Source organism: Bradyrhizobium sp. SMVTL-02, from assembly GCF_051853005.1.
Lineage (GTDB): Bacteria > Pseudomonadota > Alphaproteobacteria > Rhizobiales > Xanthobacteraceae > Bradyrhizobium.
Window position 1 is genome coordinate 1,349,696 of sequence record NZ_CP182469.1, and the last position, 24,962, is coordinate 1,374,657.

16 protein-coding genes and 3 pseudogenes are annotated in these 24,962 nt (G+C 59.5%); 15 read left to right on the plus strand and 4 right to left on the minus strand.

Going from position 1 to position 24,962, the window contains the following annotated elements; translation table 11 throughout:
• Window positions 1-39: 39 nt before the first annotated feature.
• The 3 genes from ACNJYB_RS06465 to istB all read left to right on the plus strand — a co-directional run bounded on the left by ACNJYB_RS06465 (window position 40) and on the right by istB (window position 2,437).
• Window positions 40-168: a hypothetical protein gene (locus tag ACNJYB_RS06465; protein WP_439373214.1), complete on the plus strand. Its 129-nt coding sequence runs from the start codon at window positions 40-42 to the stop codon at window positions 166-168.
• A 152-nt stretch (window positions 169-320) separates the two neighbouring features.
• Complete coding sequence (gene istA / locus ACNJYB_RS06470; protein ID WP_439373215.1) at window positions 321-1,583, plus strand: IS21 family transposase; 1,263 nt, start codon at window positions 321-323, stop codon at window positions 1,581-1,583.
• Window positions 1,580-2,437, plus strand: a complete 858-nt coding sequence (istB, locus tag ACNJYB_RS06475; protein ID WP_439373216.1) for an IS21-like element helper ATPase IstB — start codon at window positions 1,580-1,582, stop codon at window positions 2,435-2,437. Before istA ends, istB begins: the two co-directional genes overlap by 4 nt.
• A gap of 75 nt (window positions 2,438-2,512) precedes the next feature.
• Here the strand turns inward: istB and ACNJYB_RS06480 are convergent.
• Window positions 2,513-3,190, minus strand: a pseudogene (locus tag ACNJYB_RS06480) (IS5 family transposase); the annotation flags it as partial.
• Window positions 3,191-4,015: 825 nt separating this feature from the next.
• On the opposite strand from ACNJYB_RS06480, the gene ACNJYB_RS06485 reads away from it, so the two are divergent.
• The 7 genes and pseudogenes from ACNJYB_RS06485 (at window position 4,016) to ACNJYB_RS06515 (ending at window position 11,769) form a co-directional block, all read left to right on the plus strand.
• A complete protein-coding gene (locus tag ACNJYB_RS06485) occupies window positions 4,016-4,855 on the plus strand; it encodes a strawberry notch-like NTP hydrolase domain-containing protein (protein WP_439373217.1) in 840 nt (279 codons plus the stop codon).
• Window positions 4,855-5,919, plus strand: coding sequence for a DUF7146 domain-containing protein (locus ACNJYB_RS06490; protein WP_439375476.1), 1,065 nt, complete (start codon window positions 4,855-4,857; stop codon window positions 5,917-5,919). Before ACNJYB_RS06485 ends, ACNJYB_RS06490 begins: the two co-directional genes overlap by 1 nt.
• A 1,152-nt stretch (window positions 5,920-7,071) precedes the next feature.
• Complete coding sequence (locus ACNJYB_RS06495; protein WP_439373218.1) at window positions 7,072-7,317, plus strand: hypothetical protein; 246 nt, start codon at window positions 7,072-7,074, stop codon at window positions 7,315-7,317.
• Window positions 7,318-7,626: 309 nt separating this feature from the next.
• Entirely contained in the window at window positions 7,627-8,217 is a 591-nt protein-coding gene (locus ACNJYB_RS06500; protein WP_439373219.1) for a thermonuclease family protein, read from the plus strand.
• Window positions 8,218-8,807: 590 nt separating this feature from the next.
• Window positions 8,808-9,746: pseudogene (locus ACNJYB_RS06505) on the plus strand (DUF2493 domain-containing protein).
• Between the two features lie 502 nt (window positions 9,747-10,248).
• Window positions 10,249-10,455, plus strand: coding sequence for a hypothetical protein (locus tag ACNJYB_RS06510; protein ID WP_439373220.1), 207 nt, complete (start codon window positions 10,249-10,251; stop codon window positions 10,453-10,455).
• Window positions 10,456-10,992: 537 nt separating this feature from the next.
• A complete protein-coding gene (locus ACNJYB_RS06515; RefSeq protein WP_439373221.1) occupies window positions 10,993-11,769 on the plus strand; it encodes a DUF4239 domain-containing protein in 777 nt (258 codons plus the stop codon).
• Between the two features lie 1,108 nt (window positions 11,770-12,877).
• On the opposite strand, the gene ACNJYB_RS06520 is transcribed toward ACNJYB_RS06515, so the two are convergent.
• Window positions 12,878-13,315 carry a VirK family protein gene (locus tag ACNJYB_RS06520; RefSeq protein ID WP_439373222.1) on the minus strand — a complete coding sequence of 146 codons (438 nt, stop codon included), beginning with the start codon at window positions 13,313-13,315 and terminating at the stop codon, window positions 12,878-12,880.
• A 1,758-nt stretch (window positions 13,316-15,073) separates the two neighbouring features.
• Here ACNJYB_RS06520 and ACNJYB_RS06525 point away from each other — a divergent pair.
• On the plus strand, window positions 15,074-15,649 hold the full coding sequence (locus ACNJYB_RS06525) for a hypothetical protein (RefSeq protein ID WP_439373223.1): 576 nt from the start codon (window positions 15,074-15,076) through the stop codon (window positions 15,647-15,649).
• Window positions 15,650-16,196: 547 nt separating this feature from the next.
• Complete coding sequence (locus tag ACNJYB_RS06530; RefSeq protein WP_439373224.1) at window positions 16,197-16,517, plus strand: DUF736 domain-containing protein; 321 nt, start codon at window positions 16,197-16,199, stop codon at window positions 16,515-16,517.
• 572 nt (window positions 16,518-17,089) lie between these two features.
• Here ACNJYB_RS06530 and ACNJYB_RS06535 read toward each other — a convergent pair.
• Window positions 17,090-17,325: pseudogene (locus ACNJYB_RS06535) on the minus strand (IS5/IS1182 family transposase); the annotation flags it as partial.
• 81 nt (window positions 17,326-17,406) lie between these two features.
• Here ACNJYB_RS06535 and ACNJYB_RS06540 point away from each other — a divergent pair.
• Complete coding sequence (locus tag ACNJYB_RS06540; RefSeq protein ID WP_439373225.1) at window positions 17,407-18,132, plus strand: sulfite exporter TauE/SafE family protein; 726 nt, start codon at window positions 17,407-17,409, stop codon at window positions 18,130-18,132.
• Window positions 18,133-18,267: 135 nt separating this feature from the next.
• Here the strand turns inward: ACNJYB_RS06540 and ACNJYB_RS06545 are convergent, their stop codons facing one another.
• Window positions 18,268-18,780 carry a DUF962 domain-containing protein gene (locus ACNJYB_RS06545; RefSeq protein WP_439373226.1) on the minus strand — a complete coding sequence of 171 codons (513 nt, stop codon included), beginning with the start codon at window positions 18,778-18,780 and terminating at the stop codon, window positions 18,268-18,270.
• A 922-nt stretch (window positions 18,781-19,702) separates the two neighbouring features.
• On the opposite strand from ACNJYB_RS06545, the gene ACNJYB_RS06550 reads away from it, so the two are divergent.
• Together ACNJYB_RS06550 and ACNJYB_RS06555 are read left to right on the plus strand one after the other, a co-directional pair.
• Window positions 19,703-22,174 carry an NEL-type E3 ubiquitin ligase domain-containing protein gene (locus tag ACNJYB_RS06550; RefSeq protein ID WP_439373227.1) on the plus strand — a complete coding sequence of 824 codons (2,472 nt, stop codon included), beginning with the start codon at window positions 19,703-19,705 and terminating at the stop codon, window positions 22,172-22,174.
• Between the two features lie 1,935 nt (window positions 22,175-24,109).
• Window positions 24,110-24,937: an NEL domain-containing protein gene (locus tag ACNJYB_RS06555; RefSeq protein ID WP_439373228.1), complete on the plus strand. Its 828-nt coding sequence runs from the start codon at window positions 24,110-24,112 to the stop codon at window positions 24,935-24,937.
• Window positions 24,938-24,962 lie beyond the last annotated feature (25 nt).

Sequence of the window (24,962 nt, forward strand, 5' to 3'; positions counted from 1 at the left end):
CTCCGGCGCGTGCAGCGAATAGACCTTCGGTCCACGCTGGTGCTGCCTCTGATCAAGCACCCGCCGGGCCAGCGCCAGCATGCGTCCGAGGACAATCCCACCGAGCAGGTCGGTGCGGCCTTCGATCTTGCGGGCAATGTCGCGGATGATGGTGTCACTGGGCGGTGAATACTCCCCAAATATGGGCATCGAAAATTCCCTAGCTGGCATCCCAGCCTGAAGGGGCCGCGGCGCGTAGGCCCCACATACCGAAGCGCTGCGGCCCCTTCAGGCTTTCCGCATCCGATCCTGTCCCCGAAGTGATTCGGGGGGCGGAACGGATGATCCAGCTTGGAGATCTCATCGTGATTTTGGACCTTCACCGTGAGGGCTTGTCGATCAGCGCGATTGCCCGGCGCACGGGGCGCGACCCGAAAACGATCCGCAAATACATTGCGCGTGGTCTCGAGCCACCCGCCTATGGCCCTCGGCAGACTGGCCGGCCGAGCAAGCTCGCACCCTATCTCGACTATCTGCGAGAGCGCATCGCCGCATTCCCGGACTTGAGTGCCATCCGGCTAACGCGCGAGCTTCGCGAGCGCGGCTACACCGGCGCCTACACGGCCGTGAAACGCTTCGCGGCTGCGATCCGTCCCGACAACGCACCTAAGCCCTTTGAGGTGCGATTTGAGACGCCTGCCGGGAAGCAGGCGCAAGTGGACTTTGCTCGTTTCGTGACCATCTTCACTGACGAGCCCGGTGCGACACGGATCATTTGGCTGTTCTCGATGGTACTTGGCCATTCGCGCTTCATCTTCGCCCGCTTCGTCATGCATCAGGACCTGCAGACGCTGCTGCGCTGTCACATGCAGGCTTTTGCGGTCATCGGCGGTGTCCCGATCGAGATCCTTTACGACCGCATGAAGACGGCCGTGACGGGCGAGGACGGCAATGGACACATCGTCTATAACCGGTCGCTCCTAGCGCTCGCACAACATTACGGCTTCCATCCGAGGGCCTGCCGGCCGTACCGCGCCAAGACCAAGGGTAAGGTCGAGCGTCCGTTCAGCTACATCCGGCAGGACTTCTTCCTCGCGCGCAGCTTCCGCAATCTCGACGATCTCAACACCCAGCTCGATGACTGGCTCGCGACCGTCGCGAACGTGCGCGTACACGGCACCACGCAGAAAGTCGTCGCTGAGGCGTTTGCCGCCGAGAGACCCGAGCTGCAGGCGTTGCCAGCGGGGCCGTTCGACGCGCTGCTCAAACTCGAGCGCCGAGTCAGCCACGACGGGCTCGTGTCGATCGGCGGCAACTATTACAGCGTACCAGACCGTACGCGGCGCATTGTCGAGGTGCAGCAATTGCCTGATGTAATCCGCATTCTCGATCAAGGCGAAATCGTCGCCGTCCATCCCGTTCTGGAAGGCCGCCGGCGAACTCGCGTCGCACCCGAGCATCGCCAGGCGGTCAACCGGTCCAGGTCGCGACCTGGCGTGTCCGAAGCCCTCGTCGGTCGGGCCGGCGATCACATCCCACGACGGTCGCTGGAGTTTTACCAAGCTGTCGGCAAACGGCTCGCCCAATCGGGAGGCCGGCCATGACCATCCACACGCAGCCGGCAGCGATCGACAGCGTCAAGAAAAGCCTGGTCGCACTCAAGATGCCACGTGCGCTGGAAATACTGGACACCACGCTGCGGCGAATCGAACAGGGCGAGGTCACCTGGATTGAGGCGCTCGATCAGTTGCTTATCGAGGAGCTGACGCTGCGCGACAATCGCCGTGTCAGCACCGCGCTGAGAATGTCTCGCCTGACCACCGTCAAAACGCTCGCCGGCTTCGACTTCGCATTCCAGCCCTCGCTCGATCGCAATCGCATCCTGGCGCTTGCCGAATTGAAGTTCATCGACCGCGCCGAGGTGGTCCATCTGCTTGGGCCGCCCGGCACCGGCAAGAGCCATCTCGCGACGGCACTCGCGGTCGAGGCCGTGAAGGCGGGAAAGAGCGTCGCGTTCGCCACGCTCGCCGACATCGTCACCACCCTCGCAAAAGCCGAACGCGAAGGCACTTTGCGCGAGCGCCTGCGGTTCCTCGCCCGCGCCTCCCTCCTTGTCGTCGACGAGATCGGTTACCTCCCGGTCGTGCCCGGCGGCGGCAATCTGTTCTTCCAGTTGGTCAACGCCCGCTATGAAAAGGGCGCGATGATCCTCACTTCGAACCGCGGCTTTGCTGAATGGGGCGAGGTCTTTGGTGATGCCGTCGTCGCCACAGCATTGCTTGATCGCCTGCTTCACCACGCCGTTGTTATCCAAATCGAGGGATCGAGCTATCGGCTCCGCCAGCACGCCGCCCTCGTACCGGAAAACGTCCGCTCGCGCCCGCTCACAAACCAGCCGCAGCCCAAGCGCCGCGGCCGCCCGCCTGGAAGGACCAATGACGATCCCGATAGCGGCTGATCCCCGAACCACAATCGCCGTCACCTAGGGAAATTTGGAAGCCCATTCTCACGGAAAGTTCGCTGCCCGTTGACAGACGCGTCCGAGATAGGTTCTGAGCGTCTTCAAGGCCCGGTTGGCGCGCTTGAACTGCTTGGCGTGGGCATAGCGCTGATGCTTGATCAGGGCGAACTTGCCCACCCGGGCATAGGATTGCCGCAACGCGAGGCCCTGCCGCTTTGCCAGCCGGACCAGGATCTCGCGCGCCCGGTTCAACAACCGCGCGTCGGTCGGGAACATCACGTTCTTGGGCTGCACCGTGGTGTCGACGATGACGCGGTTGAGATCGGACGGCTTGATCGCCTCGGTCCTGGTGGCGACCGCAAGGCTCTCCTGCAGCAGCGCTTGCAGCTTCTCCTCGCCCATGCGCTGGCGCCAGCGCGTCAGCGAGGAGCGGTCGAACACCAGGCGGTGCTGGAAGAACTCCTCGCCGCAGAAGAACTGGTAATAGGGGTTCTCCACCCAGCGCTCGCACAGCACTTCGTCGGAGAGGTCGTAGGTGTGCTTGAGGATGGCAAGTCCTGCCATCAGCCGCGTCGGCAGCGGCGGCCGGCCCGGCGTGTCCTCGTAGACCGCGCCGAACCGTTGCTCGAGGAACGACCAGTCGATCGTCCGCGCCAGCTTCACCAGCGGGTGAGCCATGTCGATGATCGCGTCCAGCCGCGAGCGCAGAAGATCGGCCTGTCCGCTGTCCCGTCGTTCCTTGGGTCGCATCGTCCCCTCCGATGTGACGATGGAATCACGACGCGCGATTCGACAAAATCCTGAAAATGAAATTGCAAGCTTTCAGGCCTTCAGACCCAAAAAGCTTGCAAGCTCAAACCTCGCTCCGCTCCAAAAATCGACTCCCGCTCAATGGCTTGGGAGATTCTTCACGGACGACTGATCAGCGGTCCGCACGAGGAGGGAGCTAACGGACATGACAACGCAGGGATTGCTACGTCACGGCGCCACATCGCACTACACACTAGGGTGACGGAGAACTTCGACGTTGCTCATTGAGGATCTTGAGAAAAGATAGATAGCCGAGCGTCTTCTGGATGACAGTGGCAGCCTATCTGGGCCGCTCCGATTGTCGACACGCAATCCGGGACCGGAGCACGGCTAGAAGCCGGCCTTCTGGCCGAATTTCGCGTTAATGACGAGAATTTAGGGGCGGCAGCGAAGACGACTTTGCCGGTCGTGGTTCATCGAATGATCGCAGCGAGGGACGGGTTCTTCCGTCCCTCTGATTTCTTCCGAGGCTCTTGCCCATTCGTCAGTGCGCACCTTTGGTCCGGCGCGGGCGTTTGCGCGACTCCCTGTGATGGAGAGGAAGAGGGACGACGGGCTGGTTGAGCCCGTCGGATTACGAGAGAGCACCGGCGGCTCCATCCGCAACCGCTCTCCTAAGGTTTTCCATATGTTCAAGCCATCAGAGTCGACGGCCGCGGCCTCCGCAGCGTTCTCCCCCCGGCAGCTTCTTCTGTTCTTCGCGCGGCCCGCCTTCTACTTCCAAGCCTTCACGGTTTCTGCTTCGACCTGGTCTTGGGGGGTGCCATGGGGCTCGGATTCGGTCTCATCGCCGCGACCGGCTCTTGGGTTTCGAAAACGGCCAAGGAGGCCTGCGAGGCGGCAGCCGTCCCGTCCCTTCGCAAATATGGATCGGTTAACTCTGGCAACTCAGGATCGCCGATTTCCATGTTGCCAATGCTTTGGAAAAACTGGGGACGTATCAAGACCCATACGCACCGCTGCGAAGATAGGCAGGCCCTTGAGCAGTTGTCGACGCAGCGCCGCGTCGGCCGCATATTGATCGACAACTGGGCGTTCGGACAGCGAGGCGGCGTTTGGATTAACAAGTCGGGCAAATCGATAGAGGATGCGCAGCGTGACTCGTCCGGGCTTGGTATGGAGCGGCTGCTCATCACGCATGTCCCACGGTTCCGCCGGATCCTGATCAGGCTCACTGAAGGCGTCCTTTTTGCAGCCTACGCCACGCTGCGCGCCTATCGACGACGAAAGAGGCTTTCGGGCGTCAGGCACATTGTGGAATCGTTGGGCTCTGATTTCGACGGAGTGACTGCTTTCGACGAGTCCGAGGTGTCGGCAATGAGGGCTGACGCCGCGTTTGCGGCGCTCGCGGACCGGCGGCCCGCTTTCAAGCTCGCAGAAGGCCACCACTGTCGTCGCGTAGAAGCGATGGATGTCCACCGAATTGAACTCTCCGGGTTCAACGACACGATGCCGGAGCGTCTCAAGGCTTACAGCCTCTTGCACGAGATCATCTCTTGGAAGCTGCACGTGTTCATCCCCGCAGATAGAATCGGAGCTGGGATCATCACTAAGGTGCTCGAGCACGATCCGTTCGAGTGGGGCACCGAACGGGAGGCCGAATGATGGGACGCCACCCGCACGATCTGGCACACCATCTCTCGCGCGAAGCCGAGGCGGTGTGCCGCTACTATCTCTCCAACGGCCGGCGCCAAGGCAGCTACTGGATGGTCGGTGACGCCCGCAACACACCAGGGCGCTCGATGTTCGTGCGACTGATAACCTCGCGCAAGGGGCCGGCCGGCAAATGGACGGACGCCGCAACGGGCCAACATGGCGACCTCCTCGACATCATCCGCGAAAGTTGCGGGCTTCTCGATTTCCGCGACGTCGCAGACGAGGCACGACGATTTCTCAACTTGCCTCGTTCGGATCCTGCCCCATCGCTCAAGGTTACGCACAATAAGCCGCTGGCTGGTTCGCCCCAGGCGGCCGCGCGCCTCTTCGCGATGTCGCAGCCGGTCACCGGAACCCTCGCCGAATCCTATTTGCGCAAGCGGGGCATTGCAGCTTTGGTCGAGGATGGCGAGCTGCGCTTCCACCCGCGCTGCTATTACCGTTCCGATGATGATTCCGGGACGGAGATCTGGCCGGCATTGATCGCCCGTGTCACGGATCTCAAGGGGCGCACTACTGGCGTGCATCGCACGTGGCTCGACCCTGACGGCTTCGATCGCGTGCGTCTCGGAAAGGCGCCGATTGACACGCCGCGGCGTGCCATGGGCGACCTTCTCGGCAATGCGGTCCGATTCGGTGTGGCCGATGATGTGCTTACGGCAGGAGAGGGTATCGAAACGATCCTCTCGCTTCGTTGCGCAGCTCCGGCGGTGCCGATGGCTGCGGCGCTTTCGGCAAACCATCTTGCCGCCTTGCTCCTTCCGCTGACGCTACGCCGCATCTACATCGCACGTGATGCCGATGCGGCCGGCGATCTTGCTGTCGCGGCCCTGACCGAGCGCGCCATGCAGGCCGGCATCGAGACGATTGCGTTATCACCTCGGCTTTCAGACTTTAACGAAGACCTGCAAACGTTCGGCCTCGGTGAACTACGATCAGCCTTGCAGCCCCAATTTACTCCGCAGGATGCCATCCGCTTCATTGGCCCGGTTGTAACGAAGTGTTCGCGCTGACGCCTGTCAGCCCTGCTAACGGCTGACGCGGTGCCAACACGTCTTGAAGAAACGATGCAGGATCAGCGAGGGCCAAAGCTTTGCTCCGGAAGAAACCTGCTGCCCGTTCTGCCCGTTCCTCCGACGGCGTTGCCATGCCAGCTCCCCACCAATGCGCGCTCCGCTCCCGCCAATATATTTCTAAGAGGCGCTGCTCTTGGGCGTAGTCAACATCCATCAGTTCAGATGGTCGAGGAAATGTCTCGTGCTAAGGAGCGTCGCTTCCTTAGAATGTGCGTACTGCACAGAAGTCTGCAGCCGCAGTTCTTTGCCGCCAAAATATCCGTGCGGACGACCGAAAAATGATTGTCCCCGTGGGCCAAATCGGGTGCTGCCCAAGCAAGCCTGACATCGGGCTGCGAGACGTCAACCCATCAGACGAGCACAGGTCACAAGGGTGAGGTCATCTTGAACCAGGGGGATAGGAAGACTGAATGCGGAGAGATCTGCAAAACAAACTGGGCGATCTGCTCGTCTGGTTGACGCCGGCACAGCCTCCAGCCGAACGCGATGGAAGACATTGATCGTTCCGAAAGATGCGCTCAACCCTAGGAAACCGCGCATCAACGACTTCATTCGCGGACCTGAGAGAGGCTTGCTTGGTGCATGATGCGATCTGGGCCAGCGCCTAAAAGTAGTCGCCTCAACAATGCGAATTACATCCCTGCCCAGCAATGAACACACCGCTAAAGCGCTGAAACAACTTGTATCTGCCGCTGCGGCAGGCTGTAGCATCGAAAAGCCCGCGACGAAAGCTACGCCACTTTGAGATCGGTGCATCAGCGGATCGGCCATCGCGCCGCTCTGCATCACGATGAGCACAATAGCTTGCTTGCCACGCCTAGCCCCTCTGAGCTCGAAGAATCGGGCACAGGCTCAGACGTAGCTGGTTAATTTTCGTTCAGGAGATCGGAGCACCGTTGAGGTTACCCATGAACTCAAGCCATGCGTCTCGTGCGGGAGATCAAGGCATTTCGCGCCAAGTGTCATCACCAGCGCATGATGCGATGCTCTAGCCATCCGAGCGCTCTCTCGACGGGGAGCCGCAACTTCGCCGACAATCCGACGGCACAGCTCTTACAGGCGAACGCGATCATATGAAGGACACAAAGCTTGATTGAGGCGGAAAGAGAGGTAGCCGAGCACATGCTGGCCTCGTTGTCGACCAGCTCGCTGCAGACTCTGACAACACCCACCCGCCAGCAAGTCGCGCATCATTTTCGGCTGGCGTGCAAAAGGACGGGATTCGTTGGGACGGAAGAATCGACGATGCGAATATTGAAGCTTGTCTCACACGAAATCCGCAAGGCGCAGTCGGTGCTCGAACTTGTCAACCGCCGCGAAGGGCAACCACAATAGACGAACTGCCAAAAGCCGCCTTCGTCAAGACAAGGCAAACGACGTCTCTTCTCATGAGAATTGGATCTCTGGCGGCAACGCGGCGATTGGGCCGGAAGCGCGAGAATAGGATGAATGCTTATCCACACCCAAGCGATCGATAGGCGGAAGCTTTCGCTGCCCGCAACGGGACCAGCCGCCGTATAGGAACCGGACACGCTTATACCGAGCCGGAGTGCGGCCTGCGTTTGCGTGCTGAGCGGGGCTGGAAGAAAGATATCACCATGTCGTCACTATCAATTTCGGGTTCGACTATAGCTCGAACCTGAAGTGGCGAACCAAAGAAAGGGACCATGGAATGAAGAATCGCGCCTTGTGGCCCTATTGTTCGTACTTTTGAGCTCTCAAGTTTTTGCGGGGGAACTCAGCGGAATTCCTCGCATCGTCAGTGGCGACACTATCGAAATCGGTCGAGCAAGAATCCGTCTTTCTGGCATCTACGCGCCGGAGATAGACCAAATTTGCCTCGATGCCAAAGGTCACACGTGGGCTTGCGGTATTGCCGCGCGTAATAATCTGATTAGGCATTCAAATGCGCAGCGTTGGCGCTGCGAAACCACTGTGGTCGACCCCTATGGAAGATCGCTTGGCAACTGCTTCGTCGAGGGCGAGGACGTAAGCGCGTGGATGGTACGATCAGGTTGGGCGCTGTCGTTCAACCGATATTCTCATGCCTACGATGTTGACGAAGCCGTAGCGAGAGAAGCCTGTGCCGGCCTTTGGTCAGGAGCTTTCATCGCGCCATGGGATTGGCAACACCGTAATAAGAAGACGGTCATTCTTAGTGCGACCTCAGTGCCGATCAACGCTCAAACATTACTACTCGATCGTCACCCGAGGCGCCGTCGCCCAAATGTGTGATCGAAGGAAGCGTCAGCCAAAAGGGTACCGCATCTGTCACGTGATCGATCCTCAGATCAACGTGTCGAACTGGCCAGCGTGGTTCTGCACGGATGAGGAAGCGGAAGCAGCAGCAGCAGGATGACGACACGCTGATGGAGGCCGGCGTTTGTCGTCGCTTCGCTAGATAGCTGGCTCGAGCTCCAGCGAAGGTCTGCATGCGTCGACCTGGATGAATTCGGCTTATCTTCGCGTCCAACTCGCGACATAAGCATTTCTGCGCTCAATGCGTCCCGGTCGCGCTAGCCGGCCCGTGGTGCAGCTCATGACGGGTCGTGTGGGGGCGGATCTCGCGGCTAGAGCCGCTCCCTGGCCTTCTAGAGGCGATCGGACGGCAAGCGGCACGGCCCTGCAATGGCAGAGATCGCGGCTATTTTCCGCAGGCGCGTTCCGCGCCTTTGCATCGCGAAACAAAATAGCCGCGCCTCTGCCATCCTCCGCTTCGCTTCGGCCCTGCGCTTCGCTTTGGGTTCTGGTCCGCGCCGCCCGCCGTCAGATGATCGCCGCGAAGGCCGCGATGGGCGCGGCCGACCCGGCGAAGGACCTCAACCATGACGACCGACAATGACGATCTGCAATTCGAGCCGACCGACGCTTCATCCCCCACCGATCACGCTCTTGCCGAACTTCAGCTCTTTGGCTTTCGTCCTTTGCAGGACGAACCCGATCCACGGCCGCTGCCAGACAGCAATTCGATCACCGGCGCCATAGCCGACATCTTCGATGCGCTTGTCTCGACCTTGAATGACACGCGCATGGAGCCCGACCTTCAGGATTTGCTCTGGTCGACCGTCAATCTCTTCCATCGCGCGGCGGACCGCATTGAACGCGAGCTGGACGCCAATGAGTAGGCGCAGCAGAGGAGCCAATGCGACCAGAACGGTTCGGAAGTGCGATCCGTCGAGCTCGAACGACTCACCGCTGAAGGCATCACGCTCATCGAACGCCGCAACGCCATGGAGCTCTTTCGCGACCAGGCTGCCGAAAAGTTCGAAGTTCACACCGGCTCGCCCTGGCGATCGCGTTATGGCTCAGTCGTCAACCATCGTACCCTTACCGCCGCGATGATCGACAGCCGCGACTTTCTTGCTGCCAGACGCAGGGCCGAAACCGAGGTGATGCTCCCTCCTGGGCCCAAGATTGCGCTTACCGGTGGGCTCGATTTCAACGACGTCAAGCTCGTCTGGGATCGGCTCGACAAGGTCCACGCAAAGCACCCTTATATGGTTCTGCTGCACGGCGGCTCGCCGAAAGGCGCCGAATTGATCGCGGCAAAATGGGCCAGCACTCGCAAGGTTCCGCAAATCGCTTTCAGGCCGGACTGGACGAAGCATGCGAAGGCTGCACCATTCAAGCGCAACGACACAATGCTGGAGGCCATGCCAATCGGAGTCATGCACTTCCCGGGCACAGGCATCCAGGACAACCTCGTCGATAAGGCCAAGAAGTTCGGCATCCCGGTCTGGAAGTTTGACAAGGACGGCGCGTGAGCGCCGTCCTCATCGACCCTGAAAGCGGCGCAGCCGGGTAAAAAAAACCAATGTCGCAGGATTTCCTTGGTGCGTTGGGGCGGTGATTCGTTATGGCCCAGTGCATCCCGCATCTGGCGATCCGCTTCTGTCAAATTTACAAGTGCAAGCTATCGGGCGAATTCCGCCAATGCAGTTCCGAACCTCAGGCGACCGTAGCCTGCTTCGGTGGGCCGCCACGCTGACTGTTCACTTTCGCCAGGACTTGTTCGTCCTGACAGGGCCTTTTAGCTGGACCAAGCGGGTTCAAAAACACCTTGGCGGTGCGCCTAATGTTTCCTCCTCGTCCAACTTGCTGAAAGCCTAGCGCACGTTTTCCTCGCCTGCCGCACCTTTTGCGTCGAGTTCCTAAAGCTGTGGCAGTAGTCCGGCGAAGAAAGGCCGCGAGCGGTTGTGCTATTGGATCAGTCGGATGGGGAGCTTTCGCTGCGGGCCTGGCTGGGCGATTTCTAAGATGCGATTGATGCGCAAGGGCGCGTTGCCGATTGTGGCCGTTTTCGCCGTGATAACCTCGAATGTCTATTGGGGCTGGGCGAACGTCTTTCTGGCTTGCGTGCTTGCCCTTGGGGCGGGCGCAATCGTAGAACGTCTGATTAAGCGGTCATTGATCCGCCGCGCCCATGCCGAGATGCGCAGGCTTTATGGTTCCGAATGGGAAATGGATAACTGACGCATCGATTCTGGTGGCCCTAAGAACAAAGGAAACCGAGGCCATCTTGGCCGGTCGCTCCAAAGCACATAAAGCCGGCCATTGTGTATGTTAGATAACCCCTATGAAAATTGGCGTTCACGAAGGTGTTCGAGGCGCATTCATGTTGCAGGATGTGCGGACGAATGCCAAGCCGCGTGAGTTCGCCATATCACCACTTCATGCGGCCCTCGGGTCAGGTTTTGCGAACGCTTCATCGTCAGCCAGCCAGAATGTCGGGGTGAGAAGGCGCTGCACGCGCGGCTCCCAAACGATGGCGAACTGCCTTGCGCTTCACCTGATCTCGTGCAGTAGTTGCTGCTGAGCCGATCACTTCCTCTGGCCCTGAGGATGAGCGCATGTTTGAACTCAGCATAGCGGCTGTTGGCTGAGATCCTTACATGAACGGGCCCGACCCGTGGACCATTCTGTCGCGGCACAAGCGTTGTGCTTTCACTATCAGCGTATATTGGGCGACCAGAATGCTCATAGGTTCCAATCGGATTATCGGCTAACTCAATGATCAAAACTTGGTTGGACTTCCCAACATTTGAGCTGTTCGCGGTCCTAATCGCCCTTTACGCAACGACTGGCGCTGTCATTGTGATCGCGAGCTTCAGCCCCGCAACCGTTGTGCCGGTGCGCCGGGTAGAAGGCGTGGTCGCTCCTTTTTTCGGCACGGTTGGTGTGTTGTTTGCGTTCCTGACCGGATTCCTGGCCAATGATATAACCGATCGCAACCGTCAGCCGGCCCGCGCGGTGCAGTCAGAGGCGGCGGAACTGCGCAACATCTATGCCGTTAGTAACGCCTCCGTCTCGGACATGGGCAGCCTCCGCTCGGTGCTTGCGAAATACGTCGCCGCCCTCCTGGACGACGAGTGGCCGGCGATGGCGCACGACAAGGAGGCCCATTCGGTTGAGTCGGCCTATGCCGCTTTGATGCGAGAAGTGAGCAATCCGCAGATCGCTCAAGCAGCGGGCGGGGCGGTGCAGACGGCCCTGCTAAATGCCGCAGTCGGAGCGGGCATCGCGCGCTCCGAACGACTCGCGTTAGCCTCCGACCGAACGATCGATACCAAATGGATTCTCGTCCTCATCCTTGGCGTGGTGACACAGATATCAATCGGTTTGGTGCACCTGAAGAAAGCCGGTGCGCAAATTACGGCGCTAAGCGTGTTCTCAATCGCCGTCGTGATGGCGCTGGGACTCATTGGTCTGCAAGAGCGTCCTTTTTCGGGTGATATCCGAGTAGAACCGGGGCCTCTGGCAGGGGTAGCTAAAATCGTAGCGGAATAAGGATGCATCAGCTTCCTGCGTCTAATGCAAGTCATTGTCGCGTGACGCGGCTGGAACGCTGGTAGCTGCTGCTCGCAGCAACTGCGCTTGAGCGGAGACGAGATAAAATATGTCTACATCAGCGGCCGCGGCCACCGAAATGTGCGTAAATCTGGATGGTGCGGCTGATTAGGCGGTGCGTCTTCGTCGGATCGGAATGACCTCGACGCCGTCGGCGAATCTGACAGCTGCAACGATCTTCGACGACCGACTTGTGCCCTTTAATTGAAGCCTGGTTTTCGACGCTGTGTCGATGAGCTTGAACACCATCGGCTTGGCGGTTTGCGGTGACAGCGATCCCTTTGTCCGAACGCCCGCTGCACGGTGCCGAACACACTCTCGATTATGGGTTGAAGCGGGTGAGGTGGCTTTCGCATGACCCTCACCCAGATCGTGAGCCGCTATAGAATCTCGGGCGATGTCGTCGTCCAGGAGAACACTCTAGGATAACGGCGTGCGCGTTCTACTAACGGCCGCACTCGCAGAGGGGCATGCGCTGCTCTGGCGGCAGCAATTTGTGGACTGGGGTCCCTAATGTCGGCATGCCTCTGGGTAACGGGTGCAGATATACGGACCAACGGGATCCGGGGCAGGATCTACACATCCATCCGGGCCCCCGACGCAAGGACTTGTTGGTTCGGTTGCGTGCGTATCGGTGTCGAGATCTTGCACAGCCTGCTTTGCGACGTGGACCAAAGAGGGCACCACCGCCGCGAGCACGAGAGCGATCGCAGCTATAAGCAACAATTTTTTCATTCCGAACGTCACTTCCTTACTTGCCCCCATCCCTCAGCCTTTAGCGCCAACGCGAAGCGCCAATTGAACACAGCCGGAGGTGTAGCTACTAGCCACTCTACACAGCAGACGTCCGATGACGGCGCTCGTCGCCTCTCGATCTCGTCAATGAGCGCTAGATGATGCTGACCCGGCAGGCTGCTCTGCACAGATTTTCATCTGCTGTCATCAGTGTTCTCTCTGGTGCCGATCGCGCGTTCATTGCACGCACTTGCTCACTCAATCCTGCGCCGATACTGCACCGCAGCCAGTCCGCTCGCAGTGCTTCTTCCGATTACCAGACGAACTTTGCGCCATCTGGCACCTCGCAAACGAATTCACCTTGATTCACCGCTTCGGCCGCGCCGGCGACCAACTTGGAGGCCCTCACCTTGAGCCTGCCTTCGCGGCTGAGGCTATGGCGGATGTATTCGGTCATAGGGTGTCCCGAGCTGTCCAATGTTTGATGCGCATTGGCGAAGCTGATGCCGTTCTGCGCGCTCACCCTGAAGGCGCTGATAATCAGCCCGCCCTGCACAGCCGGCCCGGGCTGGCCATCAACGGTGGTACAGCGACTGAGGTCTAGTACGACCCTCACTTCCTTGCCGGCTTGGAGGGCACTTAGCACCTCCGCGTATTTCGGCGAGGGCTCGTCGGCCTTCGCGATCGTGCTTACGCTTGCAGCCAAAAGCAAGGACAACAGGATCGACAGACGTTTGCCACTGAACTGCATATGCTCTTCTCCAACACAAGACCCGCAGACGTAAGTCGCAACTGGCCCGATGTCGTGTTCGGAAACCCTTTGGCGGATTCCAGACGTCAGTCGAGGTCGCGTTCGCGACAAACAACATGTGCTGCAACCGCACGCAAGCGGTTGCGAGCGTAAACCTAACGTCACAACCTCGTATGTAAGCTTTGTGAAGTGGCATCACCATTGCGATATCGTTCTATCTGCTCCGGCTGCAGCCAAAGGATGAGCGGCACTAAAGCCGATGAAAATCCGGACTATCGGATGTTTGCAGGGCCTTCAGAAGAAATCTGCCTCGTCTTGCATTGTGAAGTGGCCGCTGCATCGGTGCGGTCTTCGCCGCGGGAGGCTTGCTAATGCGTAGCTACGTAACGATACGGAGGTCGGCCGTCGCATTGTCGTGATCTACGAATTGCATCATCGCCACATGACGACATACAGACCAATCTACGATCCAAAGCTCTGGCGAGGTCGTGCGCACGCAACGCGGACCAAAGCCGATGCGCTCCCGCCCGGCAGACCCAGAGATAGGCTCCTGAAGGTAGCCGAAGAATACGATAAGTTGGCCCGACACGCACAAGAGTGTGGCGCGCTCAGAAATGGTGAAGGCTCATGTTCGTGTGACGAATTCTGATCGTTCTCGGCACTCTGACCAATTTGATCTGCCTCGTCCAAGGGCCAGCAGATGATTGTACGATCGCCGGTTGATTCGTTCGGGTGCCGGCACCTCTGCGGCTCGCGAACGTCGGGACACGGTTGATTTGCCGCATCATGCGCACTACTGATCCGCGAACGTGAGCGTCCAGCTGAGCAAATTGCTCGGGTGCACACACTTTCGTCGATAACCCGTGTCAGAGTTGGCCCGGCGATCGGGAGAGATAATCAGAATTGATTCAGATCGAAGAAAGTATCGTCGGGCACATGCTCGCATCATTGACAATCAGCGCGCTGCTGAATCGAGTCGCTCCCACCCACGAACAGGTGATGCATCACTTGGACGTTGCGTGCGAGAGAGCGGGTCTCATTCGGACGCACGCATCTACGATACGGATGTTGGAGCGTATCTCACGTGAGATCAGTCAGGCTCAGTCGGTGCTGGATTTCATCGGCCGAGGCGAGGTGCAACCACACTGAGTTGGCGAATGAAGCTCCTCATTCTCGTGGTTGTCAGACCTTAGTGAGGGAGGTAATCAGGAAGCCAAGCTTAGTTCAGTGACACGCCAAGCCCGTATCCGATCTCTGCTTTTATGCCAATTCATTATGGCTTGACGCCGGTATTTCGGGTGGCAACGGTGCACTTCGCGCGGTTGGAATCCCCCTGCTGAAGCGCCGCAGATCGCAAATGGGCGTCCGACCAGATCAAAGCGGTGTTCGGCTCAAACCCTAGCCGGCGGGCAGGGTGTTGCTATCCGTGTCGGCATTCAGCAACTTGTCATGTTTGAGCTCATCAAATGAGCGCTGCGGGTGCCCACAGACGTGATGTCCAAGCACATTTCCAGGATGCTCGGACATCTATTCGGACGTGATTCCGCTCTCTGCCGCGTTCCAGTCGGCGCACTTTGCGCGTAGCAGAGCATGCGAAGCCTGAAAACGAGCTTTCAAAACAGCAAACCCGGCGGGGAAGCGATCCCCGCCTGGGTTTGGCGTCGCAAGCACCCTCTTGGTCGAGTCAAATCAAAATAGAAGGGTGCGGCCGGGCGCCTCATTCGCGCCGGGAAATCGCATTTTCCATACAAGAGGGATTTGCGGCTCGATTTCATCATTTTTTGGGTCTATTCCATAAAGTGCGCCGTGGTGGTGGTGGAAGGCGCAGTCGCTACTCTTTCAAACGGGACCACCACCGTGCTCGCTCTTGGACTTGCCCTCAATCTCTTGGGGCTCGGTCTGCTGTTCTGGCTGACTGTTGCTCTCGCAGTATACGCCCTCCCATTTTTTGTTGCGGTCAACACCGCTGTAATGGCGTTGGATCGAGGCAGTGGCATTACTAGTGCACTGACCATCGCCATCGTCAGTGCCGCCTTGACGCTTGCCATTATTCAATTTGCCCATTCTATGACACGGCTGATCATCGTGCGCGGCTTGATTGGTGCCGTTTTTGCCATTCCGGCAGGAATCGCTGGTTACCATGTGACGCTCGCGTTATCGCAGATGAGCGTCACGTCGCCGTTTTGGTGTGAGGCCTTCGCGTGCGTCGGCGCAACCTTCATCGCCGGGAAGGCTTGGATGCAGATCGCTGTCCCTAACGGGCCAAGTGTGAGCCAGCCGGGAAGACCAATTTTGCCTCAAGCGGGTCTGGCGGACCAAGGACGTGAGGAATAGCCCTTGTCCCCGTTATATCTGGGCTTGCTTCACTTTCCCGGGGTGTGCCCAGGTTGTCATTGATAAAGCTCCAGAAAAGACGGCGGTCTTCGTTGCGGTAGATCACGCTATGCCGATCCATTCGGCGCTGTCAGTGGTCAGTGGGAGAGGTCTCGGATTTTACTCAGCGACAATGTCGCCGTTTCCCGCACCCTCTTTCTTTCTCTACCTCGAAACCGCCCGACTTCTTGTGCTGCAAAGCCGCCTCTGCCACGTCTTCTTCCGCTTAGGTCTGTGTTCAGCGCTCGGACGTACCTCGCCTCGTTGGCTTGATCTGGCCGAAGACCGGCTGCGCCTCGATCGTCTGAGCCGCAACGCCGCCGGTTGAGACTTTCTTCCCCTGGGCTACGCCCATTCCTCGCGAGGCAAGAAAGTCTCCCCGCCGGCGTCCTCCGCTTAACGCTCCGGCCCGCGAAGAAGCGGGTGCGTCGACGATCGTCTTCGGCCGTCAGATCGCCATCGAGGCCGCGGTGGTCGCGGGGCTCGAAACAACTCAAGGAGAAGTAACATGGCTAGCATCGGTACTTTCAAAAAGGTCGGCAATGACTTCCAGGGCGAGATCGTCACGCTGAGTCTGCAGGCCAGGGGCGTCCGCATCGTCCCCGAGGCCAACCGCTCAAACGAGAACGCTCCCAGCCACCGCGTCTATGTGGGCCGGGCGGAAATCGGGGCAGCCTGGTCGAAGCGCTCCGAGGAAGGCCGCGACTACCTCTCGCTCAAGCTCGATGACCCCTCGTTTAACGCGCCGATCTACGCCAACCTGTTCGATGATGAAGCCGGCGAAGGCTACACGCTCCTCTGGTTCCGCCCACGCAAGACCGGCGAGTAAGCGCTCGCTCCACAACGCCCCGCCCGATCCCATCGGGCGGGGCCTCTTTCTTCGAGCCCACGGGCTAAGAATGAGACGAGAAGACTTATGCTCAAGGATAGCGGCATCTATGTTGCTACCCTTTTTCCGTGATGAAGACGATTTGCTCGAAGCCGGACAACACGCCGAACCCGGCTGCTTCGAGGACCGCTGCAAGCGGGGTCTTGCGGGACATAATGTAGGGAGCCGCTCCTAGCCATGCGGCGCGAAGCGGGTTTGGTGAGAAGGACATCGGTAGATCTTTTTAGAACAAGACCGTGCAGGGCACATGATGCGCCCGCCGGGCGGGTGGAGTGCTAAGATGGATGGGCATGTGGCTGTTGTGCCTATAGGCAGACGCCGCGAAGACTGCATCGTGTCTCCGTTTTGGTTGCCTTTCGCGCAATCTGCGCGAACTATTTGGCACTCGCATGAATACCTCCAGGAGGAAGATAGCTTTAGAAGGCTGAGATGCCGGAACCTATCAGTTCTGATGGGGTGCAATGCCGGCACGCTGACAGCATGGTGTTCTGACGCTTCTCGAAACCTGGGCGTGGACCGGATCGATGTGCCGACAGCCAGAACCGGATAGACGCAAGCTGATCGAAGGCAAAGTAATCGGCAGCGATTTTATCGTAGCGCGTGGCGACGAGGCGACCTTGCTTTATCGGATTGAAGCAACGTTCAGCCCGGTTCCCGGGCACGGTAGAGGTAGGCGCAAAGCAAATCGGATCATTTCGATTGCTTTTCGGCGCCAAGTGGGCCTTGCACCTTCCTTGACGACAAGCTCTCCGAAGCAACCGCGAATGCATCAGGTATGTGGGAGCACCCCGCATCCGCCCACTGCGGACACTTTGAATCGGCGATTAGAATGCTCACATTCTTCTTTGCTACCGTTTCCCTTCTTTACGCAACAGTCGGCCAAGCGGGAGGTACAGCGTTTCTGGCCCTTATGGCATTCTCATCATTTCCATCAACTCAGATGCGGCCGACGGCATTGTTGCTCAACATCGTTGCTGCGACGTATTCAACGTGGCTCTTTAATCGCGGCGGCTATGTTGATTGGAAAAAGCTGAAACCCCTTGTAATCGCTTCAGTGCCAACCGCCTTAATTGGAGGTTTCACAGTCCTATCCCCGCGGGTTTATAATGCTATTACCGGTGTCGTCCTGCTGATAGCTGCTGCCATCTTGTTGCTTGGCCGAGCCAAGAGAGACGTCTCAGATTGCGCTGCACCGCCTTTAGGAGCGATTGCAACAGGGGCTGGCGTCGGCTTCGTTTCAGGACTTACTGGTATCGGAGGTGGCGTTTTTCTCGCCCCCGTCCTAATCGCGTTGCGGTGGGCGTCGCCCAAACAGGCCGCGGCGCTATCCGCTCCCTTCATTTGGGTGAATTCCGCAATTGGGCTCGTCGGCGCAGTTCATGTCGGGCAATTGCCATCACCGCAGACCTGGCAATATGCGCTAGGTGCTTTTGTCGGAGCAATGATCGGAGCCACCATCGGTCTTCGTTGGCTATCGGAGAAGACAACGCGCTACGTGCTTGTCGTTATACTCGGTGCCGCTGCTATCCAGCTTATCGCCTTTCCAACAAAATGAGATCGTTCACGTGCGAGAGACTTCGCCGCTTCAAGCGTAGCCGGCACATGGGGGCAAACCGAATGTAGACTTTGTCGCGTCGGCCAGTGATCGGCCGGGACGGTCGACGGCTCGCGGAGCAACGTGACAAAGCCGTCACCGGGGAGATGCTTGATGAGGCTTACCGATGATGATGCGGAGATCGGGCCGAAAGCCGAGCGCGACAACCAATTTGGCCGTGACAAACATCGGTCCGATCAACAGATGCCTGGGATGATCGACCGCTGCCGGTCTGCGGCGCTCGAACACCAAATGTCCAATGAACAGCGATGAGACGCCGATCAGAATCAGGACGGCAGTAAGCGACCACATCCCGGCAGTCGTCAGGTGATTGAGGATCATCGTCGCGACTGCAAGCAATGCGATCGCGACGCCTACGATCACGGCGCCAAGTTCGAAATCGAGCGCCAGCCAAAAAATCAGCGCCGGCGTGAGCGCCATGGTCGCCATGCTGATTTGAACTCCCAATACCGTTATGAACCACAGGCCGAGCGGAAGATTACTAGCCAAGAACAAGGACAGGATACCCAAGACGTGCATCGCGCAATTCCAGGGGTCGCGATGATACTCCACGTAATCCGCGAGCAGCCGCCGGAAATACGGGTTCAAGCGGCGCTCGCCTCGCCCGTTGTGTTCGCGACCACGGCACAATTTATCATCTGGCAAACGCAATGCTCGCCTCCACTCGGAAACATGCCCGTTGCTTAGGCGCGGTATAGCCTCACGTCAAATCTCCAAAAAACATGATACTTGGCAGATTCGCATAAGCTGCTTGTCAATTGGCGTTCAAATTTGATCCTCATCGGCGGGCGAATTGACCACTTCGCGCGGCCGGCTAGCGCTCGACTCGTCGCAGCTGGTCAAGTCTGCGGAGACCAGACGAGCGGAGGTTCGCGTGATCGTCGCCGCGGCTTTCGAATCCCGAGTTGTGATTGCCGGTCTCGACGATGTCACGGTGATGCGTCAGCCAGTCGAGCAGCGCTGCGTGATCCGCAGTGGTTGTCTTGGCGTTGCGCTATATCGCGGAGTGGACATTTGGCGCCTCCCGGCTACGACAGGCTCGATGTGCGAGACTCTGGATACTTACCTTTCGCAAGCAAAGATGCATTTGGGCCATGGCTCTTGCTTCGGAGCTATTAGTCGATCTCCAACAAAGTCGCGCTGGAGAAGTCCGCTTCTGACGCCTCGTCGGAAGGCATGGGCATGCAGAGGCAGACATGCGGCGTTACGTTCCGTGCACGAGGCAAGCAACGACATTGCGATATTTCCCTGCATGACTTTTGCCTGCGCCCACAAGCGTGAAGGTTCTGAAGAGAGGCTCAGAAATCGACCTCTCGAAACGCCGTATGATCCGGCCTCGGCAAGTCGAACTGCAGCTACGGGCAATTAAGAGGCGGTAACCATCCCGGGGAGATCTCAGAGGACAGATCCGATCATTCTGATTCCTCGTCAGCTTCTCGAAAGCTAAACCTCTCAGAACGTGTTTATCCAGGGGCCGGCGTTAACTGCCTAGATCTGCCAGGAGAATGGGATGGATCCGTTCAACAACGTCAACCCATTCGAGGCCTCGGACGTAGAGCGGACGCATGACGACAGGCTGCAGACGCAGCAGGCGGACCAAGCGGGGTTTCAGCAGCACCTGAACGAGTTGCATCCGCACGAGCGCCAACCCTCCAATTCAAATAGCCTCGGCCAGCCCCATGTTGTGTCGAACAGAGATGCAGAGCAGTTGAGCATGCCGCGCGAGGATCGCGTCGGAGAAAGCACCTCGTGGTCGCCGTCGGATCCGTCCTCTGAGCAATGGGGTAATCAGAATGTGTATTTTGCGGCCGCGGATCACAGCGGCCAGTTGCCGGGCAGTTTCAGCCTGACAGATTGCTGGCAGGGCATGGATGCAGCTGCCGATTGGCCGACGCATAGTGTCGATCAGGAGGAGCATTCGTGGGCTGAGGCCGATGATGTGGTGTCGGAGTGGCCAACGTCCCCCGAAATTCCTTGGGAGCACAGCCTCGAGGCATCGACCCTCGGCCGACAGCCCTGGCCGGGCGATGGCAATGCTTCAAGAGGAGGCCGCCGGCTCCCCCTCGCGCCGGCCGCGGCGCAGTGGACCGACAGCTTGCACGGCACAGGCGCCTCCACATCTGCCTCTGCCAGCAATCTGACGGACCTTGAAGACCCCGTCCTCAGGGAAGCGCGGCTTGAGCAGATCCTGGACAGCTGGGCTGGCGAGCCGGGGAAGACGGAAAACGAGGACCGGCACGAGGCCGTAAGACGAATAAGGGCCTGGGCAGAAGCCGGCGACGTCTATGCACGCCTGGAGCTGCCACGCCTGGGCCTGACGACATTGCCCGCCGCCTTTCCGGCCGTACTCCGGTCGCTTGACGTGAGCGACAACAAGTTGGTGCACCTGCCCGACACGCTCCCGGCCGGACTCCGGACGCTCGGCGCCAGCGGCAACCGGTTGACCTGCCTGCCTGACATGCTTCCGATCGGACTCCAGTCACTGGAAATCGGCGGCAATCTGCTGAGCAGGCTGCCTGAAACTCTTCCGGAGAACCTCTGGACGCTCGCTGTCTGCAGCTGCCGGCTGACCAGCCTGCCGCACACACTGCCAGCCGGGCTCCAGGACCTCGATGTCCGCGGCAACCTGCTGACCAGCCTGCCCAACACACTCCCGACCGGACTTCAGACACTTGCCGTTGGCGGCAACCGGCTGACCAGCCTACCCGAGAGTCTGCCGCCCGACCTACAGGAGCTCGAAGTCGACGGCAACCGGCTGACCAGCCTGCCCAACGCCCTTCCCGCCGAGCTCCCGTTGCTCTTCGCCCGCGACAACGACCTGACCAGCCTACCTGACACCCTCCCGCCTGAGCTTCAGAGACTCCACGTCGGAGGCAACCGGCTGACGAACTTGCCTGAGAACCTCCCGGCCGAGCTCCAGGTGCTCGAGGTACGAGGCAACCGGTTGACTAGCCTGCCGGAGACGCTGCTAACCCAGCTGGGTTCTGAGTGCATCGTGTATGTAGAGGATAATCCGCTGTCCGAGCGGGTGCGGACGAATTTGGCGGCAGCCCTGAATGCCCTGGGCTATAGCGGTCCGCGAGTGTTCTTCTCGATGAGTGAGGGAACGGCGGGCGATTCAGCGCGACCCCTGAGCGAGGCGGTAGCGGACTGGATGGAGGGCGAGCCAGAGGTGATCGCTGCATGGCAGAACTTCGCCGGCGAAGCGGGCGCGTCGGAATATGCGCTTTTTCTCGACAGGCTGCGTCACACCGTGAATTACGGCAATCCCGAGTTCCGAAAAGCGGTTGCCGAGGATCTGCATCAAGCAGCGATCAGGCCGGGGTTGCGCCAGCAGTATTTCCAGCTGGCGTTTGGGGCGAGCGAGACCTGCGAAGATCGCGTCACCCTGACCTGGAACGGCATGCAGACAGCACGTCTGAACGCTGACGTCGAGGAAGGGGCCTATGACAATCGTCTCGGCGAGCTCGTCGACCAGGCGCGGGTCCTGTTCCGCCTGGGCGCACTCGAGCCGATCGCTCGTCAAAAGATCGGTTCGCTCCAATTCGTCGACGACGTCGAAGTCTATCTCGCCTATCAGGTCAAGCTACGCGAGCGGCTGGACCTGCAGCTCATCGCTCCGGACATGCGGTTCTTTGATGTCTCCTACGTCACTGAGCACGACCTCACCGCGGCCGAGACCCAGGTGCGGAATGAGGAGGCGGCGGGATTCGCCGACTATTTAGCAACTCGCTGGCAACCTTGGGAGACGGTGGTGAGCCGGATCGCCCCCGAGGCCTATGCACAGATGCAGGACCGGCTAATCGGGGCGATGGACGAGGATTTCCAGAGTCGCCTTAAGCAACGGCTCGCCGATCATGACCTCACCGGAAACAGCGATGCCGAGTTGCAGTTCGGAGCAAAGATCCGCGACGAGATCGCCTGCGAGATTAAAGGCGAGCTGATGCGCCAGGTGCTCAGGGACCACGACGTTCAGCTGTGAAGCAGCCGTCCAACTGCGACGCACTTCAATCCTGCTTCCACTCAGCAGTCGCTACGTCATGGTGGTCTTCGCCATGCCGGCGCGCCGAATGGGCCGTTTGTTAAAGACGCTCGGCCAGCAGGATCTAGATGCATGGCGGCGGTCGATCTCCTCGCGGGAGACCGTGGCGCGCGCACGTCGCAGCAGCGCAAATGCAATTCATCGCTCTCGCAGCGACCGATACTATTGCTGCGCAAATCGCCCCTTGGCAATTAAGATATCCATATCGGCGGGAGGCGCGGACCGATTGACTGGCTCGAGGATGGGCTCTCCGGCCGAGCGTCGCACTCGACGGCAAAATTTCATCAAGCGGGAGCGGGCCGATCTTCGACAGAATAAAGTCAAACTGAGGTGACCTTCACCTGACGTTCCGCGGGGATCGTCGAGTTAGCCGACGCCGATCGCAAGCTACTCGCAGTTGACGCCGCGCTGCGACGCCAACAAGCGGCTGCAAGATCCAACATAGCAAATTCTGCGAATTTGTTCGCATCGACGCCGATCGCCAATGCCCCACATGGCATCGCGTCACGGCGTGAGATCATTAAGCTATCAGGTAGGCCGGCCTTGAATGGATCAGTTCGCGATGATGGGTCCATTTTGTATCACACTCTAGGTTTGCCATGGCATGCAGAAAAAAGCCGTTCGACCAATCAATCCCGAGCTCAGGCCCGGCGCTGAGCACGAGCAAAGTGTGACGTTGAGACTTCGTGCCCGAGACCTGACGAGCAGGGAGGCTATACGCCACTTTGCCAACGAAAGCGCACCAAACTCCCCGAACATCGGTCCGCTGCGGGCGTGCCGCCGCCAAATGAACTGGCGGTTCGAACCTCCCTTTGACGGTCGCTTGGCTTTAGTCGGACGCAGCACTGACGCCGCAGCTTCGAAAGAGACCAATATGGTTTCCATCGCCGCATCGTTAGCGAGACCCGTCAGCTCGTCGACAGCTAAACCCCTCATAATAGGAGAGATTGTCTACGGAAGCTGACACGCTGATCTGGCCAGAGGGGAACGAGCATTGATGAACACAGGGCGGGCCGAGTCGGGCGCTGGTACTCCTTCCGAACAAACCCACCGGCAAGGTTGTCTATGCGGTCTCACTCAGGCCGCGGCTCAGTGGGTCGAAGCCTTGACTGGAGCGCGGGAGTCCGCTCGTCCGCAGGACTCGCAGGATCAGATCCTGGATGCTTGGGCTGGCGAAGTGAATCAGGGGCAGGGCGAGGACCGGCAAGAGGCGGTAAGGCGAGTCCGAGCTTGGCGACATAACGCCTATGTCTCTACGCCGCTGCCGCTGAATTTGTCATCGCTGTCCCTGACAACCTTGCCCGCCGCCCTTCCGGCGCACCTCCAGCAGCTCGACGTCAGCGGCAACCAGTTGACCCATTTGCCCGCGACTCTTCCGGCTGGGCTCTGGGATCTGAACGCCGACGAGAACCGGCTGACCAGCCTTCCCGAACGCTCCCGGCAGGACTCCAGCAGCTCAGCGTCACTGGCAATCTACTAACGGCCCTGCCTGATACGCTCCCGCCTAGGCTCCTGCGGCTCTACGCCAGCGTCAACCTGCTGACCCATCTGCCCAATACGCTCCCGGCTGGGCTGCTGCGGCTCTACGTCAGCAGCAACCAGCTGACCAGTCTGCCTGATACCCTTCCGGCGGGGCTCCGGCAACTCGGGGTCGAAGGCAACGGGCTGACAAGCCTGCCGGAGACGCTGCTAACCCAGCTAGGCTCTGCGTCTAGGATTGAGCTGGCGGGTAACCCGCTATCCGAGGGGGTGCGGACGAATCTGGCGGCAGCCCTGAATGCCCCGGGCTATAGCGGTCCGCGGGTCTTCTTCTCGATGAATGAGGGAACCGCGAGTGGTCCAGCACGACCACTGACGGAGGCAGCAGCGAACAGGATGGAGGGCGAGCCGGAGGCGATCGCCGCCTTGCAGAAATTCGCCAATGAGCCAGGGGCGCGCGAATATATGCGTTTCCTCAACAGGCTGCGAGAGACTGTGAGTTACAGACATCTGGAATTCCGAAGCACAGTATTGGAGGATTTGCGGCAAGCAGCGATCAGGCCGGGGTTGCGCCAGCAGTATTTCCAGCTGGCGTTTGGGGCGAGCGAGACCTGCGAAGATCGCATCACCCTGACCTGGAACGGCATGCAAATCGCACGCCTGAACGCTGATGTCGAGGAGGGGACCTATGACCATCGTCTCGGCGAGCTCGTCGACCAGGCGCGGGTCATGTTCCGGCTGGGCGCACTCGAGCGGATTGCTCGTCAGAAGGCCGGCTCGCTCCAATTCGTCGATGAGGTCGAAGTCTATCTCGCCTATCAGGTCAAGCTACGCGAGCGGTTGGATCTGCGGCTGATGGCTCCGAAGATGCGGTTCTTCGATGTCTCCTACGTCACTGAGCACGACCTCACCGCGGCCGAGAAGCAGGTGCGGAATGAGGAGGCGGCGGATTTCGCCGATTATCTAGCAACCCGCTGGCAACCTTGGGAGACGGTCGTGAGGCGGATTGCCCCCGAAGCCCATGCACAGATGCAGGACCGGCTGATCGAGGCGATGGACGAGGATTTCCAGAGTCGGCTCGAGCAACGGCTCGCCGATCATGACCTCACCGGAAACAGCGATGCCGAGTTGCAGTTCGGAGCAAAGATCCGCGACGAGATCGCTTGCGAGATTAAAGGCGCGCTGATGCGCCAGGTGCTCGGCGATCACGGCCTTGAGCTGTGAAGCAGCCATCGCGAGGGACTGCTAA